This is a genomic window from Rhizobium sp. ERR 942 (genome assembly GCF_007828395.1).
Lineage (GTDB): Bacteria > Pseudomonadota > Alphaproteobacteria > Rhizobiales > Rhizobiaceae > Rhizobium > Rhizobium dioscoreae.
In genome coordinates this window covers 1,276,965-1,291,627 of the sequence record NZ_VIUA01000001.1, presented here as the reverse complement: position 1 = coordinate 1,291,627, position 14,663 = coordinate 1,276,965, and the positions used below count along the sequence as shown (strand labels likewise).

The 14,663-nt window shown below is 60.2% G+C and carries 16 protein-coding genes; 8 read left to right on the top strand and 8 right to left on the bottom strand.

What is annotated here, in order from left to right; translation table 11 throughout:
- The first annotated feature begins 2 nt into the window (after positions 1-2).
- From FBZ97_RS06405 to FBZ97_RS06390, 4 genes are all read left to right on the top strand, one after another.
- Entirely contained in the window at positions 3-833 is an 831-nt protein-coding gene (locus tag FBZ97_RS06405) for a ferritin-like domain-containing protein (RefSeq protein ID WP_145317262.1), read from the top strand.
- Between the two features lie 116 nt (positions 834-949).
- Positions 950-2,266, top strand: coding sequence for a M23 family metallopeptidase (locus FBZ97_RS06400; RefSeq protein WP_145317259.1), 1,317 nt, complete (start codon positions 950-952; stop codon positions 2,264-2,266).
- Between the two features lie 197 nt (positions 2,267-2,463).
- Positions 2,464-3,984 (top strand): DEAD/DEAH box helicase, encoded by a 1,521-nt coding sequence (locus FBZ97_RS06395; protein WP_095434991.1) that lies wholly within the window; start codon positions 2,464-2,466, stop codon positions 3,982-3,984.
- A 67-nt stretch (positions 3,985-4,051) separates the two neighbouring features.
- On the top strand, positions 4,052-4,474 hold the full coding sequence (locus tag FBZ97_RS06390) for an NUDIX domain-containing protein (protein ID WP_145317256.1): 423 nt from the start codon (positions 4,052-4,054) through the stop codon (positions 4,472-4,474).
- A 3-nt stretch (positions 4,475-4,477) separates the two neighbouring features.
- Here FBZ97_RS06390 and FBZ97_RS06385 read toward each other — a convergent pair whose 3' ends face one another.
- Genes FBZ97_RS06385 through FBZ97_RS06355 form a run of 7 tightly spaced genes read right to left on the bottom strand, consistent with a single transcriptional unit; the run spans position 4,478 to position 10,171 of the window.
- Positions 4,478-4,798 carry a TfoX/Sxy family protein gene (locus FBZ97_RS06385; protein ID WP_113332568.1) on the bottom strand — a complete coding sequence of 107 codons (321 nt, stop codon included), beginning with the start codon at positions 4,796-4,798 and terminating at the stop codon, positions 4,478-4,480.
- A gap of 3 nt (positions 4,799-4,801) precedes the next feature.
- Positions 4,802-6,436, bottom strand: a complete 1,635-nt coding sequence (locus FBZ97_RS06380) for a molybdopterin-binding/glycosyltransferase family 2 protein (RefSeq protein WP_145317253.1) — start codon at positions 6,434-6,436, stop codon at positions 4,802-4,804.
- On the bottom strand, positions 6,433-7,140 hold the full coding sequence (locus FBZ97_RS06375) for an XdhC family protein (protein WP_145317250.1): 708 nt from the start codon (positions 7,138-7,140) through the stop codon (positions 6,433-6,435). Before FBZ97_RS06375 ends, FBZ97_RS06380 begins: the two co-directional genes overlap by 4 nt.
- Entirely contained in the window at positions 7,140-7,469 is a 330-nt protein-coding gene (locus tag FBZ97_RS06370; protein WP_145317248.1) for an XdhC family protein, read from the bottom strand. The genes FBZ97_RS06375 and FBZ97_RS06370 overlap by 1 nt, the downstream gene beginning before the upstream one ends.
- A gap of 7 nt (positions 7,470-7,476) precedes the next feature.
- A complete protein-coding gene (locus tag FBZ97_RS06365; RefSeq protein ID WP_145317246.1) occupies positions 7,477-8,724 on the bottom strand; it encodes a VWA domain-containing protein in 1,248 nt (415 codons plus the stop codon).
- Positions 8,725-8,727: 3 nt separating this feature from the next.
- Entirely contained in the window at positions 8,728-9,657 is a 930-nt protein-coding gene (locus FBZ97_RS06360) for a MoxR family ATPase (protein ID WP_145317244.1), read from the bottom strand.
- 19 nt (positions 9,658-9,676) lie between these two features.
- Positions 9,677-10,171, bottom strand: a complete 495-nt coding sequence (locus tag FBZ97_RS06355; RefSeq protein ID WP_145317242.1) for a flavin reductase — start codon at positions 10,169-10,171, stop codon at positions 9,677-9,679.
- A gap of 168 nt (positions 10,172-10,339) precedes the next feature.
- Between FBZ97_RS06355 and FBZ97_RS06350 the strand changes: the two genes are divergently transcribed.
- The 4 genes from FBZ97_RS06350 (at position 10,340) to purB (ending at position 14,102) form a co-directional block, all read left to right on the top strand.
- Positions 10,340-11,419 carry a branched-chain amino acid ABC transporter substrate-binding protein gene (locus tag FBZ97_RS06350; protein ID WP_145317240.1) on the top strand — a complete coding sequence of 360 codons (1,080 nt, stop codon included), beginning with the start codon at positions 10,340-10,342 and terminating at the stop codon, positions 11,417-11,419.
- A gap of 81 nt (positions 11,420-11,500) precedes the next feature.
- Positions 11,501-12,187 (top strand): ribulose-phosphate 3-epimerase, encoded by a 687-nt coding sequence (rpe, locus tag FBZ97_RS06345; protein ID WP_113355534.1) that lies wholly within the window; start codon positions 11,501-11,503, stop codon positions 12,185-12,187.
- Between the two features lie 94 nt (positions 12,188-12,281).
- Entirely contained in the window at positions 12,282-12,695 is a 414-nt protein-coding gene (locus FBZ97_RS06340; protein ID WP_246661705.1) for a hypothetical protein, read from the top strand.
- 105 nt (positions 12,696-12,800) lie between these two features.
- A complete protein-coding gene (gene purB / locus FBZ97_RS06335; RefSeq protein ID WP_092716414.1) occupies positions 12,801-14,102 on the top strand; it encodes an adenylosuccinate lyase in 1,302 nt (433 codons plus the stop codon).
- On the opposite strand, the gene FBZ97_RS06330 is transcribed toward purB, so the two are convergent.
- Positions 14,083-14,598 (bottom strand): low affinity iron permease family protein, encoded by a 516-nt coding sequence (locus tag FBZ97_RS06330; protein ID WP_145317238.1) that lies wholly within the window; start codon positions 14,596-14,598, stop codon positions 14,083-14,085. The two genes, purB and FBZ97_RS06330, sit on opposite strands and share 20 nt — an antisense overlap.
- Between the last annotated feature and the right edge of the window lie 65 nt (positions 14,599-14,663).

Genomic DNA, 14,663 nt, shown 5'->3' with positions numbered 1-14,663 from the left:
GCATGTCCGGCAGGCCCGAAACCATCACGTCGCTGCGCGGCGGCGCCATCGCCGCCATCCGTTCGGCCGATCTCGATATAAAGACCGAGCTCGCCCAGGAATCGGCGACACGCTGGTTTGCCCGCACCCTGTCGCTGCGTTCGCCGCTCGACCCGCCGCTCGCCGATCGGCCCGGTCGGCCCGAAAAGCCGGAGCTTGTGCCGCCGAAAAACATGGAGAAGCGCTCGCTGCATACGCTGAAAGGCCGCATCGCGCTCCTGCATGCCATCGCCCATATTGAGCTGAATGCCGTCGATCTCGCATTGGACATTGTCGCGCGCTTTGCAACCGGCCCGGTTCCCAATTCCTTCTTCGACGGCTGGATGCAGGTCGCCTTCGAAGAGGCCAAGCATTTTCGCATGGTGCGGGCGCGTTTGCGGGAACTCGGCGCAGATTACGGCGATCTGCCCGCCCATGATGGCCTCTGGCAGGCTGCCCATGCTACCCGCACCGATCTGACCGCGCGCCTGGCAGTCGTGCCCTTGATCCTCGAAGCGAGAGGTTTGGACGTGACGCCGGCCCTTCAGGCAAAGATGCGCGAAACCGGCGATCTCGAAAGCGCCGCCATACTCGACGTCATCTATAATGACGAGAAGGGCCATGTTGCCGTCGGTGCGAAATGGTTTCGCTTCCTGTGCGCGCGGGAAAAGCGCGATCCGGCCCGAACCTTCCAGGAGCTGGTGCGCGCTAATTTTCGGGGCTCGCTGAAGGCACCGTTCAACGATATCGCCCGGGCGGAAGCCGGACTGACACCCTCTTTCTACCGTTCACTGACATCTACAAGCAATGCTTGATATACTGACGTAAAATGGCTTTTTCCAGTATTTAATACTGCCATAGAAAGCATTCATTAACCATAATGCCGTGTACTTCCATCAGGTGCCAAAGGGCACCGATTGGGAGAGTCTCGGTGACAGCAAAGCCTCAGAACCGGGTTTTCGGCAAGCAAAGGCGACATCACACTATCATCCTCGCCAGCGGCGATACGGTGCGCCATATGACCGTGCGCCCATGGATGGCGGCTATTGCCGTCTGCATGGTCGGGATTTTTTCGATCGGCTATCTCCTTGCCACGTCTTACCTGGTCCTGCGCGATGATCTGATCGGTGCGACGATGGCCCGCCAGGCACGCATGCAATATGATTATGAGGACCGTATCGCCGCCCTGCGCGCCCAGGTCGATCGCGTCACCTCTCGCCAGCTCCTGGACCAGCAGGTGGTGGAGGAAAAGGTCGACAAGCTGATCGAACAGCAGCAGCAACTCTCATCACGCAACGGTAAGCTCAGCACCCTGCTCGACCGGGCAGAGAACTCCGGCCTGACCGGCAAGGGCGCGCATTCCGATGCCGACGCTGCCGCGCCAAAGAACGAACATGCGCAGCTGACGTCACCCAAGGCAATCGAAAAGCTTCTCGTGAGCGGCAAGCCGGCTGACGCGACACCCGACAACTCCACGCTTGCCTACGTCCCTGCCCCCGAAACCGTTGCCGACCGTGCCGATCGGGTCTTCTCCAAAGTGACGCTGTCGCTGAAGCATATCGAGCAGGATCAGTTGTCCCGCATCCACAATCTCACCGCCGATGCGTCGGAAACTGCCACTTCGATCCAATCGATCATGCAGAATGTCGGTATCAAAGTGCCGAACGAGGTCGCCGGCATTGCGCGTGACGATGCGGATGACGGTGTGGGCGGTCCATACGCACCTCCGGAAAATGTCGACCAGTTCGAACGATCCATGGCGGAACTCGACACCGCCCTGACACATCTGGAAACCGTTCGGGGGGCGGCCGAAAGCCTACCCTTCCGCAACCCGGCGCCGGGCAAGCTCGTCACCAGCCCGTTTGGCAATCGCAAGGATCCCTTCTTCGGTACGCTGGCACTTCACACCGGCACGGATTTCCATTTCAGTCCCGGTGAGAAGATCAAGGCTACCGCTCCCGGCAAGGTGGTTTCGGCTGGATGGACCGGCGGCTACGGCAACATGGTGGAGATCGACCACGGCGACGGCATCTCCACTCGCTATGGGCATATGGAACAGGTGCTCGTCAAAGTCGGCGACAAGGTCGGCGCCGGCGATGCGATCGGTCTGGCCGGCAGTACCGGGCGCTCGACAGGAACACATCTGCATTATGAAGTGCGCGAGAACGGACATCCCATAGACCCCATGTATTTCATCGGTGCCGGCACGAAACTCGCAAGTTACATCAGCGGATTGGGCGCAATTTAGCTGCCGGAATTGTGACAAACGCGCAACAAAGATGGCACTAATCCAAAAATTGCGTTATCAATGAACTTCAGGCCTGTTGAAGCGCCTGCTTTCCTTGACTTCCCGGGTATTTGGTTCTATGTCGCGCTGCATTGCGGCACGCTCCTGCGTGTCGACTCATGGTGTTCGACTGAACCAAGACGGAATTAGATTTCCCTTTGACAACATTTGCTGACCTTGGCCTGAGCCAAAAAGTCCTTTCCGCGGTGACTGACGCGGGCTACACCACACCGACTCCGATCCAGGCCGGTGCAATCCCCTTTGCGCTTCAGCGCCGTGACATCTGCGGCATTGCCCAGACCGGAACCGGCAAGACGGCCTCCTTCGTGCTGCCGATGCTGACGCTGCTGGAAAAGGGTCGCGCCCGCGCTCGCATGCCGCGGACGCTTATTCTGGAGCCGACGCGCGAACTCGCAGCGCAGGTCGCCGAAAACTTCGAAAAATACGGCAAGAACCATCGACTGAACATTGCCCTTCTCATCGGCGGCGTTTCCTTCGAAGAGCAGGATCGTAAGCTGGAGCGTGGCGCCGATGTGCTGATCTGCACGCCCGGCCGTCTGCTGGATCATTTCGAACGCGGCAAGCTGCTGATGAGCGCCGTCGAGATCTTCGTAATTGACGAAGCCGACCGTATGCTCGACATGGGCTTCATCCCGGATATCGAGCGCATTGCCAAGCTCATCCCCTTTACGCGCCAGACGCTGTTCTTCTCGGCAACGATGCCGCCGGAAATCCAGAAGCTAGCCGATCGTTTCCTGCAGAACCCGGAACGCGTTGAAGTCGCCAAGCCGGCATCGACGGCCAAGACCGTGACACAGCGTTTCGTTGCCTCCCACGGCAAGGATTACGAGAAACGCGCCACGCTGCGCGATCTCATCCGCGCCCAGACGGATTTGAAGAACGCTATCATCTTCTGCAATCGCAAGAAGGACGTTTCCGACCTCTTCCGCTCGCTAGATCGCCACGGCTTTTCCGCCGGCGCGCTGCATGGTGACATGGATCAGCGCTCGCGCATGACCATGCTGCAGAACTTCAAGGATGGAAACCTGCAGCTGCTCGTTGCCTCCGACGTCGCAGCACGCGGCCTCGACATTCCCGATGTCAGCCACGTCTTCAATTTCGATGTTCCGATCCATTCGGAAGACTATGTTCACCGTATCGGCCGCACCGGTCGCGCCGGCCGCTCCGGCGCCGCCTTCACCATCGTCACGAAGCGCGACACCAAGCATGTCGACGCCATCGAGAAGCTCATTGGTGAAGACGTTCAGTGGCTGAACGGCGACCTTTCGGCTCTGCCACCGGCAGACGAGAGCAGCGACGACAACCGTTCGTCTCGCCGCCGTGACCAGAAGGGCAAGGGCCGCGATCGAGATCGCAGCCGTGGAGGCCGCAACGCCTCGAGTCATAAATCTGATATCGACGTCGAGGATAATGACGTCGTAGCGATCGAAGCAGCACCAGCAAAGGCCGAAAGCGTGAAGAACGAGCGCAAGTCTGAGAACAACAATAACAGATCCCATAACGGTTCTCGCAACAACCACCGGCCCTTTCCTGCTGCCAATGACGATCACCGCGAGCGCCGCAACCGTTATCGCGATCAGGATGACGGTCCGACGCCAGTCGGCTTCGGCGATGATATCCCGGCTTTCATGCTCATCGTGGCAAACGCCAAGGCCTGATAGATTCCGCTCAGACACGCAGCAGATCGGCTTGCCGGATGTTGCGTCCAATCTCGGGATTTGAATATTGGGCAAGCCCGGCATCGATTTCCCAGGACTAGGAACCGGTCTCGCAATCTTGCGGGACGGCAAGCTTCTGCTCTATCGGCGTCTCAAGGCGCCGGAAGCCAGTTTATGGAGCATCGTCGGTGGCAAGGTCGACCATATGGAGCCAGCCGCCAGGGCCGCTATCCGCGAAGCGGAGGAGGAAACTGGCCTCGCGATCGGCAAGATCGACTATCTTTGCACTGAAGAAGTTATCATCGAGGCCGACCGCCAGCACTGGATCTCGCTCATCTATATCTGCAGGGATTTTTCCGGCGAACCGCGCCTGATGGAACCGGATAAGCTCTCCGATTTCGGCTGGTTTGGCCGCGACGAGCTGCCGGCTCAGCTTTCGGAATTCGCCAGAGCAACCATTGCCCATCTCAGCGAAGACGACTTCCGCTGAGACCTACTTCTCCGAGCGCAATGCCGCCTCATAGGCAAGCCTCACCCAGCGCGCCATCACATCCGGATCGTCGAACGCGTCGTCGGGTATCGACCAATAGGGCATGTTGACGGCCTTGCCTTTCTTGCCTTCGTAGGCCCAGCGTCGCGCGCCGGCGGCCTCAAATTGGGAGGCACTGGCATCGTCCGCTTTCAGGAGAATCTCGTCATCGACCTCGAGTGCCAATATTCGCCCCATATGATAAATTCCCTTCCCGCCGAACATCCGTTTGATGGTGATCGGCCCGAGCGACTGAAACATCTCCTCGATATCGATATTGTCCATTCCCTACCCCTTCAAAGTCCCACCGGCCGCGACAACGGCCTCAGGCGTATCGACATCGAGATGTGCCGCCTCGCCGATCTCGACATCGACAACCGGAAGGCCCGATGTCTCGATGATATGCCGGGCGCCCACATCGCCCTCCAGCCGCATCACGGCGTTCAAGACCGAGCGCGGCAGGATGACGGGATTGCCGCGCTTGCCGCCCGATACCGCCCGCACGATCGCCTTGCCGTTCGCCTCCCGGAAGGCGGCCATCAGGGCTTTCAGATCATCGCTGGTGACGCCGGGCATATCGGCCAGCATGACAAGAACACCATCGGCCCTACGTGCTGCCCGTGTGCCGACACCTGCAACCAGCGAACTGGCCATGCCCGAGCCATAATCCGGATTGAATACCGCCTCGACGGTGAGACCATTGAGTGCGGTTTCGATCTCATTGCGCCGGTGCCCCGTGACGACGACGATATCCGATATGCCGCTTGCAATGGCGATAGATGTCGACCGGCGTACCAGCGGCACGCCATCGAATTCCGCCAAAAGCTTGTGCGAGCCCCCCTCGCCCATGCGGCTCGCCTTTCCCGCAGCCAGCAGGACGATGGCAACCGAGATCTCCGACGGCGGTTTGTTGACTATGTCGCGCGGCCGCGGGCGTGATTGAATTTCCATGAGCAGCCCTCCAACGCCCATGGCACTGATATCCTCCGGAGTCGGTCGTTCGCCGGCTAATATGCGATCCAGCACCCAGTCGAAGCCATTCTCCTTCGGACTGCGCGCGCATCCCGGCGCCCCGACGACATAAACGTCGCCCACCCTGCCAAGCACCAGCAAATTACCCGGATCGACTGGCATGCCGACCTGAATGACCTCGCCGCCGGCAAGCCGGATCGCCTCCGGAATGACATCACCGGCATCGATGACAGCCGACGCTCCGAAAACGATCACCAGTTTCGCCAGCCGGTCCTGCGCGGCAAGAGCGCGACGGATCGCGCCGGCAACATCGGCTGCTCTATGGGCAACCCGCTCTTCCCGCTGCAACACACTGCCCGAAGGCTGCAGTCGCTGCGATAATATCCGCGCCGTCTTGTCCATCACCGAAGCCTTCAGCGACGGCAGCTCCGTGGCGACAAGCGATATGGCGTGCGGCATGAAGGGCTTGACCTCGAAAACCGGCATCCGCCGCAAAATTTCGACACCTGAAGCGATTTTGACTCCGGAAACGGCGAGCGGAATGATCTTGAAGGTCGCTACCATGTCGCCTGCTCGAACAGGTACATGGTCTGCAAGGCAGGCAAGGGTGATCGCCGGATCGAGATTGTTGACGCGATCGACCGCTATACGATTTACAACAAACAGGCCGTCGACGGTGCTATGGACATTCACCCGTCCCGTTGCGGCTTCAGAAAAAGTCAGATGATCGGGGGCAACTGCCCGCGCCAGCTGCTCAGCCGCCTCGTCTTCCATGAGGTCGCCCGGTTCGATGCGCGCGGCGATAACGCGGTCAATTCCGGCCGCAGCGAGCCGCTCGATGTCTCCGCCGGTGAGCTTATGCCCCTTGGAAAAGCCGCCGTCCGCCAGCCGAACGGAATGCGCGAGAACCGCCCCCTCCGCCTCCATTGTCAAAAATTCGCCGAAGATCATGGATGGCCGCCTTTTGGCGACGAGACATCCCGCCCGCGAAGCGAGCTGATGATTTCAGCCAGGATGGCGACGGCGATCTCGGCCGGACTTGCAGCACCGATAGGGAGTCCGATCGGCGCATGGATGCGGCCAAGCTCAGCTTCGCTCACGCCTTCCCGCTTCAGACGTTCCAGGCGGCTGGCATGTGTCTTGCGGCTGCCGAGCGCGCCGACATAGAAACAGCCCGTCTTCAACGCCTGAATGATCGGCTCGTCGTCGATCTTGGGATCATGGGTCACGGCGACCAGCGCCATATAGCTGTCCAGCGGCCGCTCTTTCAGCGCATCCACGGGCCAGTCGGCAATTAGGTCTATGCCTTCGAAGCGCTCCGGCGTTGCAAAGGCGGTGCGCGGATCGATGATCGTCACATCGAAATCCGCTAGGGTCGCCATTCGCGCGAGAACCTGGCTGATATGCACGGCACCGATGATGATAATGCGCGGCGGTGGGAGATGCACGTTCAAGAACAGGCTCTGCCCATCGATATCAAGGGCCGCGGACTTCCCCGAACGGAACGCCGCTGCAGCGGCATCGCCGAGCGCGCCTTCCAGCGCATCGCCTTCGACGATGAGCCGATCCGGTCCTCCGGAGAGATCGGTGACGAGGATCGTCGCCTGACGCCTGCGCCGCATCTCATTCAGCCGCGCCAGTATCTGCCGATCCATCAGGCGAGCCTTTCGACATAGACGCGGATGCGGCCGCCGCAGGAGAGACCCACGCGCCAGGCCGTTTCATCGGCGACACCGAATTCCAGCATGCGCGACCTGCCCGTTTCGATGACGTCCAGTGCCTCGGTAATGACGGCGCCTTCGACGCAACCGCCGGAAACCGATCCGTGAAAATTACCCTCGCCATCGATCACGAGATGACTGCCCGACGGGCGCGGCGCGGAACCCCACGTATCGACAACGGTCGCCATGGCCACGTTGCGTCCTGCCGACACCCATTCCTCCGCAATCACGAGCGGATCCAGACTTTCGGATATATCTGACATCGGAGCCTCATTGCTTGCCGAGAAACCGTCGGGGATCATAGATATCCGCGCGGCCGGCGGTGAGAGCCGATACGAGATCGGCCAGAGATAATAGATTGTGAACGGGACGGAATTCGTCAACATGCGGCAGCATTGCTTTTACGCCGCGCGCCCGAGCCTCGAAACCTTCGAAACGCAACAATGGATTGAGCCAGATGAGCCGCCGGCAGGAGCGATGCAGTCGATCCATCTCCGCACTGAGCAATTCCACGCCCTCGCGCTCCAGCCCATCAGTGATCAAGAGCACCACTGCGCCCTGCCCCAGCACGCGGCGCGCCCATAATCTGTTGAACTCTTTTAGCGTCTCGCCGATCCGCGTTCCGCCCGACCAGTCGCGCACAGCTGCCGCGCATTCGTCCAGCGCCTGATCCGGGTCCTTGTGGCGCATCGCTCTGGTGACATTGGTCAGGCGGGTTCCAAACAGAAACGTATGCACACGCCGGCGGCGCTCGGTCAGCACGTGCAGGAAATGCAGGAAGATGCGCGTATATTGGCTCATCGAGCCTGAGATATCCGCAAGTACCACAAGTGGCGGCTGGATTTCCTTCGGCTTCCGGAAGCGCGGCAGGATCAGCGCTCCTCCGGTGCGCAACGCGGACCGCATTGTCGCGCGCGGATCGACCTTGGCCGCTGTGCGAGATGGTGCGAAACGGCGCGTGCGCACACGATCCAGCGGCAGCTGCAGCTTCTCCAGCTCCTTCTTGGCAACAACAATCTCTGCCGCTGACATCTGCGCGAAATCCAGATGGCGCAGTACCTCGCTGCCGGAGCTTGTAAATCGCGCATCTATCTCGATATCGGGCGTCTCGCGCTGCGGGCTCCGGTCGCTCCGATCGCTCAATAATGCATCGCTTGCCCGACTCTCGCCCGGTTTCGGCTTCTCCTTCTCGCGATGGTCAGGTGCGACCGGCGACATCATCGCGATCATTTTCGCAACGAGATCGCGCGAGCGCCAGAACAGCCGGAACGCCTCGTCGAAGACGACCAGATCTTCATGCCGCTTGACGAAAACGGAACAGAGGGCAGCATGAAACTCCTCGTGGGAACCGATGCCGATGGCCTCGACCGCTTCTATGGCGTCGGCAATCGCCCCAGGACCGATCTTCAGGCCGGCCCTGCGGAGCACCCGGCCAAATAGCACGATATTGTCAGCGAGGCGCCCGTCACCGGGCGGTGACGGCGCAACCATAATGCCATCATCTGCACCCGGCTCCATGGCTCATCCCGCCGCAAGCAGTTCGGATTTGACTTCGTCCAACACACGCTTGCCTTCGGCGCCCTGAATGCGGGCGATATCGTCCTGATATTTCAGCAAGATGCCGAGCGTATCCGAAACAGTCTCCGGATCGAGCGCCAGCCGATCGAGCTCCGTTAAAGCGGTCGCCCAGTCGATCGTCTCGGCGACTCCCGGATTCTTAAAGAGATCGAGCGTACGCAGCCTCTGGACGTAAGCGACGATCTGGCGCGAGAGCACTTCATTGCAGCCAGGCACCTTGCGGCGGATGATCTCAAGCTCCTGTTCGGCCTCAGGATAATCGACCCAATGATAGAGACAGCGTCGTTTCAAGGCGTCATGCACTTCGCGCGTCCGGTTGGTGGTGATGATGACGACAGGCGGCTCTGCTGCCCGGATCGTCCCGAGTTCCGGCACAGTCACCTGAAAATCCGACAGCACTTCCAGCAGGAATGCCTCGAAAGCCTCGTCGGTGCGATCCAGTTCGTCGATCAGGAAAACAGGTGCACGCCCGCCGACACCGGACAGTGCCTGCAATACCGGCCGGCGGATCAGATAGCGCTCGGAAAAGATATCGGCTTCGATACGATCGCGGTCGGTGAGGCCGGATGCTTCCGCGAGGCGGATTTCCAGCATCTGCGCCGGATAGTTCCATTCGTAGACGGCCGAGGAAACATCCAGACCTTCATAGCATTGGAGGCGGATCAGCGGCCGATCAAGCGCCTTCGCCAGGACCTTGGCGATCTCTGTCTTGCCGACACCAGCCTCCCCCTCCAGAAAGAGAGGCCGCTTCATCTTCAATGCGAGAAACAAAACAGTGCCGAGCGCGCGACCGGCCAGATAGTCATGGGCGCCGAGCAACGTCATGGTCTCATCGATGGAACCCGGCAGCGAAAGTATTGTCTGATCCGCCATGATAACTCCCTTGCAGGGGTTATAGCGCGTGATAGCCTCGGTTCATATAGAGGAGTGCCGGCTTCGGCTCGCTATAGCGTAGAGCCATCACCTCGCCAAAGATGATGTTGTGCGTAGAGGCCTGCTTGATCTCAATCACACGGCAATCGAAGGCGGCAAGAGCATCGGCAAGCACTGGCGCACCCGTCACCAGCGTCTCGAACTTGCCGGTAGCGAAACGTTCATCGACGGTCAGCTGCGTCTTGCCGGAAAAGGCATCGGCCAGGGCCTGATGATCCGCACCGAGCGAATTTAGAGCGAAAATGCCGCTTTTGAAGAAGATCTCGTTCTTGACGTTGCTGTTGTTGAGGCAGATCAGAACCGTTGCAGGGCTGTCCGATACCGAGCAGGCCGCCGTGATCGTCACGCCGCGCCGCTCAGCACCGAGCGCCGTCGTCACCAGTTGCACATGCCCCGCATAGCGGCTCATGGCATCGCGATAAAGCGCCGGGTCCATACGTTGCCTGTCTAGCACCACCGTCTCCTTTGTTGAGTCGTGCTTGCCTAACATTCAATATGACGGTCAGGTGTTAGCTTTTCTACAATAGCATTATTGAAAACAGAGCGATTTTGCTGCTTTTTCTTTGACGATGCCCCGCAGACGGATAAATAGAGCAGGAAAATTGTCCGGGATACTCCATCGATGAACGTTCTGCGTCGCCTTCCGCTCCTGCTTGCGCTGCTTTCGGCAGCCGGCAGCAGCTATGCCGCAGGAATTCACATCGGCGTGGTCGCACCACAGGACGGCAATTTCGCAACGCTCGGGACGGAGATAACCGGTGGCGCAAATTTCGCGATCCAGGCCCAAAAGGATACGGCAACCGTCGTCAACGAGCCTTGTACCGAGGATGGCGGCCGAGCCGCAGCGGAAGCGCTGGTAGCCGCCAAAGCACAAGTCGCGATCGGCTTTCTGTGCACGGAGACCTTGGAAGGCGCGCTGCCGCGCCTCAAGGATGCCGGCATTCCCGTCATCACCGTTTCCGTACGCTCGCGCATTCTCATGGAAGACGCGCTGAAGAATGGCTGGCCGCTCTTTCGCCTCGCGCCGGTCGATAGCGCCGAGGCGGCCGTGGCGATCGACACCATTTTGAAAAATTGGGCCGCGGAACCGATGGCGCTGATCGATGACGGTACGATACACGGTCGCGAACTGGTCGGCGCGATCCGCAATGCGCTCGAGGAAAAGGGGCTAAAACCGGTCTTCACCGATACCTATCGTCCCGGTCAGGATCAACAGATCGCCCTCGTGCGACGACTGAAAAAGGCGGGTGCGACACGCGTCTTCATCGGCGGCGACCGCAGCGATGTTGCCGTGATCGCACGCGACGCTAAGAGCGAGAATATTCCGCTGGTCCTGATGGGCGGCGATGCCATGCGTGCCGCAGATCAGCCTCTTCCTTTGCTGGAGGGTGTGCAGGCAATCGCTCTGCCCGACTATGCCAGCCTGCCGGCAGCTCAGCCCACGGTACAGGCAATGCGTGCGGCCGGTACCGAACCTGACGGCTATACTCTGCCGGCCGCAGCAGCGGCTCAGATTGCCAGCCAGGCAGCCGACAGCGCCAAGGCGGACAATAGACCCGTCGCCGAAAAGCTCGTGGGAACAGTTTTCCAAACAGCGATCGGTCCGATCTCCTTCGGGCAGAACCACGAATTGACCGAAAATCCCTATCGCCTGCTGGAGTGGCGGGGCAATACCTTCGTGCCGGTGACGCCATCGAACTGAGGTAAGCCGTTCTGGCGGTTGTTTGCCCGCGATAGCGGTGCTAATCCAGGCGCGAAATAATCAGTTGGAGCTCAGCTACCCATGACCTTGCCGATCCGTATTGCCCCTTCCATTCTCGCCGCCGACTTCGCCAAGCTCGGGCAGGAAGTCAAGGATGTGACCGAAGCCGGTGCCGACTGGATCCATCTCGACGTCATGGACGGCCATTTTGTGCCGAACATCTCCTTCGGCGCCGATGTCATCAAGGCACTGCGCCCCTATACGACCGCGACCTTCGATTGCCACCTGATGATTTCGCCGGCGGATCCCTATCTGGAAGCCTTCGCCAAGGCCGGCTGCGACCGCATCACGGTTCATGCCGAAGCCGGCGTGCATCTGCATCGCTCGCTGCAGACGATCCGCCATCTCGGCAAGAAAGTCGGCGTCACCCTCAACCCGGCAACGCCACTTTCTGTGCTGGAAAACGTGCTCGATGATATCGACCTGATTTTGATCATGTCGGTCAATCCGGGCTTCGGTGGCCAGAAGTTCATTCCGGCCATGGCTGATAAAATCCGCAACGCCAAGTCCCTGATCGGTGACCGTCCGATCGAACTGGAAGTCGATGGCGGCGTCTCCGTTGAAACAGCCCCTCTGATCACCGCTTCCGGCGCCAATGTCCTCGTTGCCGGTTCGGCGATCTTCAAGGGCGAATCGGTCGACGCCTATCGTCAGACGGTCGGCGATCTCCGGGCTGCCGCCGAACGAGGCCGCGTTGGATCAAATTAATCCGACCGATGTCTTTATCGCGACGGGCCGAGTACGGACCGTCGCCTCGCATTGCCTGGAAGTTCTGGGCGGTGCTCTCTGCTGGGGTGCGGCCATGTCCGCATCGGCGATCGCGGCGCTCTATTTGCGCAACGGATTACTGACCAGCCACATTGCCGCCCTTACCCTCGTCTATTTCTTCGGCGGCGCCCTCTCCTGGCCCATCCTCGTGCCGCTCACCCAACGTTTTGCCCGTCGGCGGCCGACCGGCGCACGCTTCGCCGCCTTCTTTCTGGCCCTCTCCATTGGCACAGCGGCAATGACGGCCTTCCTCTTTGCCATGGACTATCGCTGGTTCTATTCGCGCTGGCACGCGCCATTCGGCTCGCTTATCTGGATCTTCCAGTTCCTGTTCACCGGCGCCAGCGCCGTCTACCAGTTCGCCGTCCTCGGCCTCACCCTGTTTCTGCCATTCGGCCTGCTATGCCTGACAGCCGTTTCGGCCTATCTTGCGCGACGGGCGCGTTGAAGTCCCGCTAAACATTGTGCCCATGAAACATTGTGATTACCGCCCGTCTTTGTTATGGGGGCGCCGAGTTCTCCTTGTCCCGTTAGCCAAGAAAGCTTTGAGCCTATGATCCCGCGCTACTCCCGACCGGAAATGGTCGCCATCTGGTCTCCCGAAACCAAGTTCCGCATCTGGTTCGAGATCGAGGCCCATGCCTGTGACGCGCTGGCCGCGCTCGGCGTCATTCCAAAGTCGGCAGCGGATACGATCTGGGAAAAGGGCGGCAAGGCCACGTTCGACGTCGCCCGCATCGACGAGATCGAAGCCGTCACCAAGCACGACGTCATCGCCTTCCTGACGCACCTGGCCGAAATCGTCGGTCCCGACGCCCGATTCGTGCATCAGGGCATGACCTCCTCGGACGTGCTCGATACCTGCTTCAATGTCCAGCTCGTGCGCGCCAGCGACCTGCTCATCGCCGATATCGACAAGCTGCTGGAGGCCCTGAAGCGTCGCGCTTTCGAGCACAAGGACACCGTCACCATCGGCCGTTCGCATGGCATCCATGCCGAGCCCACCACCTTCGGCGTGAAACTGGCGCTCGCCTATGCCGAATTCGAGCGCTGCAAGCAGCGCCTGATCGCAGCCCGGGAGGAAGTCGCCACCTGCGCCATCTCCGGCGCCGTCGGCACCTTTGCCAACATCGATCCGCGCGTCGAGGAACATGTCGCCGCCGCCCTCGGCCTGAAGCCGGAGCCGGTCTCCACCCAGGTCATCCCGCGCGACCGCCATGCGATGTTCTTCGCCACGCTCGGCGTCGTCGCCTCCTCGATCGAGCGTCTCGCCACCGAAATCCGCCATCTGCAGCGCACCGAAGTTCTGGAAGCCGAGGAATATTTCTCGCCGGGCCAGAAGGGTTCTTCCGCTATGCCGCATAAGCGCAATCCGGTGCTGACGGAAAATCTGACGGGCCTCGCCCGCATGGTCCGCTCCTATTCCATCCCGGCCATGGAGAACGTCGCTCTATGGCACGAGCGCGATATCTCGCACTCCTCCGTCGAACGCATGATCGGCCCTGACGCGACCGTCACGCTCGATTTCGCGCTGGCCCGCATCACCAGCGTCATCGACAAGCTTCTGGTATATCCGGACAATATGATGAAGAATTTGAACAAGTTCCGCGGGCTTGTTCATTCACAGCGCGTGCTGCTGGCACTGACCCAGGCCGGCGTGTCCCGCGAGGATTCCTATCGGCTCGTCCAGCGCAATGCCATGAAGGTCTGGGAGGAAGGCAAGGACTTCCTCGAGGAGCTGCTGGCAGACCAGGAAGTGCGCGCCGCCCTTTCGGAAGCAGATATCCGCGAAAAGTTCGACCTCGGCTATCACACCAAGCATGTCGATACGATCTTCAAGCGGGTTTTCGGCTAGAATTTCCCGCTTTCGATTGCGCTTTGCTTGAGGCGGTGCGGCTGACGCGCCGCCTCTTTCTTTTGTCGGTGGATTTGGCCGCGATAGCGCGATCATGCTCGATACTCTCGCCAGCCTTGCCCTGATGTTGTTCAGGTTCGCGCTTCGCCGCCTTTTCGACCAGCCGGTCGAGGTGCTTGAGATCCTCTTCGTCAAGATTCTCAATCCCGACAAAGCGGTTCTCGGCGGCACTGGTCAGGATGAGTTCATTGAGCTTGGCCTGGATAGCCCTCGTATCGCGCGTCTGCGCATTCTGGAGCAGGAAAACCATCAGAAAGGTGACGATCGTCGTGCTGGTGTTGATGACCAGCTGCCATGTGTCGGAGTAACCGAAAATCGGCCCGGTAGCGCCCCAGAGAACGACGCAAAACAGGGCAAGCACGAAGATGGCCGGTTTGCCGGTCCGTTCCGAAACAACAACCGCGAAACGAGTGAAAATATGCGTAAGTCGCGCCATGATCCGCATCTCCTGATGATGCGGATCAACGTAAGAAACCGCGCCGCGGTTCCAATGATGACGGC

Coding starts and splice junctions, on each gene's coding strand:
- FBZ97_RS06405 (WP_145317262.1), top strand. CDS start 3: ATGTCCGGCAGGCCCGAAACCATCACGTCGCTGCGCGGCGGCGCCATC.
- FBZ97_RS06385 (WP_113332568.1), bottom strand. CDS start 4,798: ATGGACAATATCGATATCGAGGAGATGTTTCAGTCGCTCGGGCCGATC.
- FBZ97_RS06380 (WP_145317253.1), bottom strand. CDS start 6,436: ATGATCTTCGGCGAATTTTTGACAATGGAGGCGGAGGGGGCGGTTCTC.
- FBZ97_RS06375 (WP_145317250.1), bottom strand. CDS start 7,140: ATGGATCGGCAGATACTGGCGCGGCTGAATGAGATGCGGCGCAGGCGT.
- FBZ97_RS06370 (WP_145317248.1), bottom strand. CDS start 7,469: ATGTCAGATATATCCGAAAGTCTGGATCCGCTCGTGATTGCGGAGGAA.
- FBZ97_RS06365 (WP_145317246.1), bottom strand. CDS start 8,724: ATGGAGCCGGGTGCAGATGATGGCATTATGGTTGCGCCGTCACCGCCC.
- FBZ97_RS06360 (WP_145317244.1), bottom strand. CDS start 9,657: ATGGCGGATCAGACAATACTTTCGCTGCCGGGTTCCATCGATGAGACC.
- FBZ97_RS06350 (WP_145317240.1), top strand. CDS start 10,340: ATGAACGTTCTGCGTCGCCTTCCGCTCCTGCTTGCGCTGCTTTCGGCA.
- rpe (WP_113355534.1), top strand. CDS start 11,501: ATGACCTTGCCGATCCGTATTGCCCCTTCCATTCTCGCCGCCGACTTC.
- FBZ97_RS06340 (WP_246661705.1), top strand. CDS start 12,282: ATGTCCGCATCGGCGATCGCGGCGCTCTATTTGCGCAACGGATTACTG.
- purB (WP_092716414.1), top strand. CDS start 12,801: ATGATCCCGCGCTACTCCCGACCGGAAATGGTCGCCATCTGGTCTCCC.
- FBZ97_RS06330 (WP_145317238.1), bottom strand. CDS start 14,598: ATGGCGCGACTTACGCATATTTTCACTCGTTTCGCGGTTGTTGTTTCG.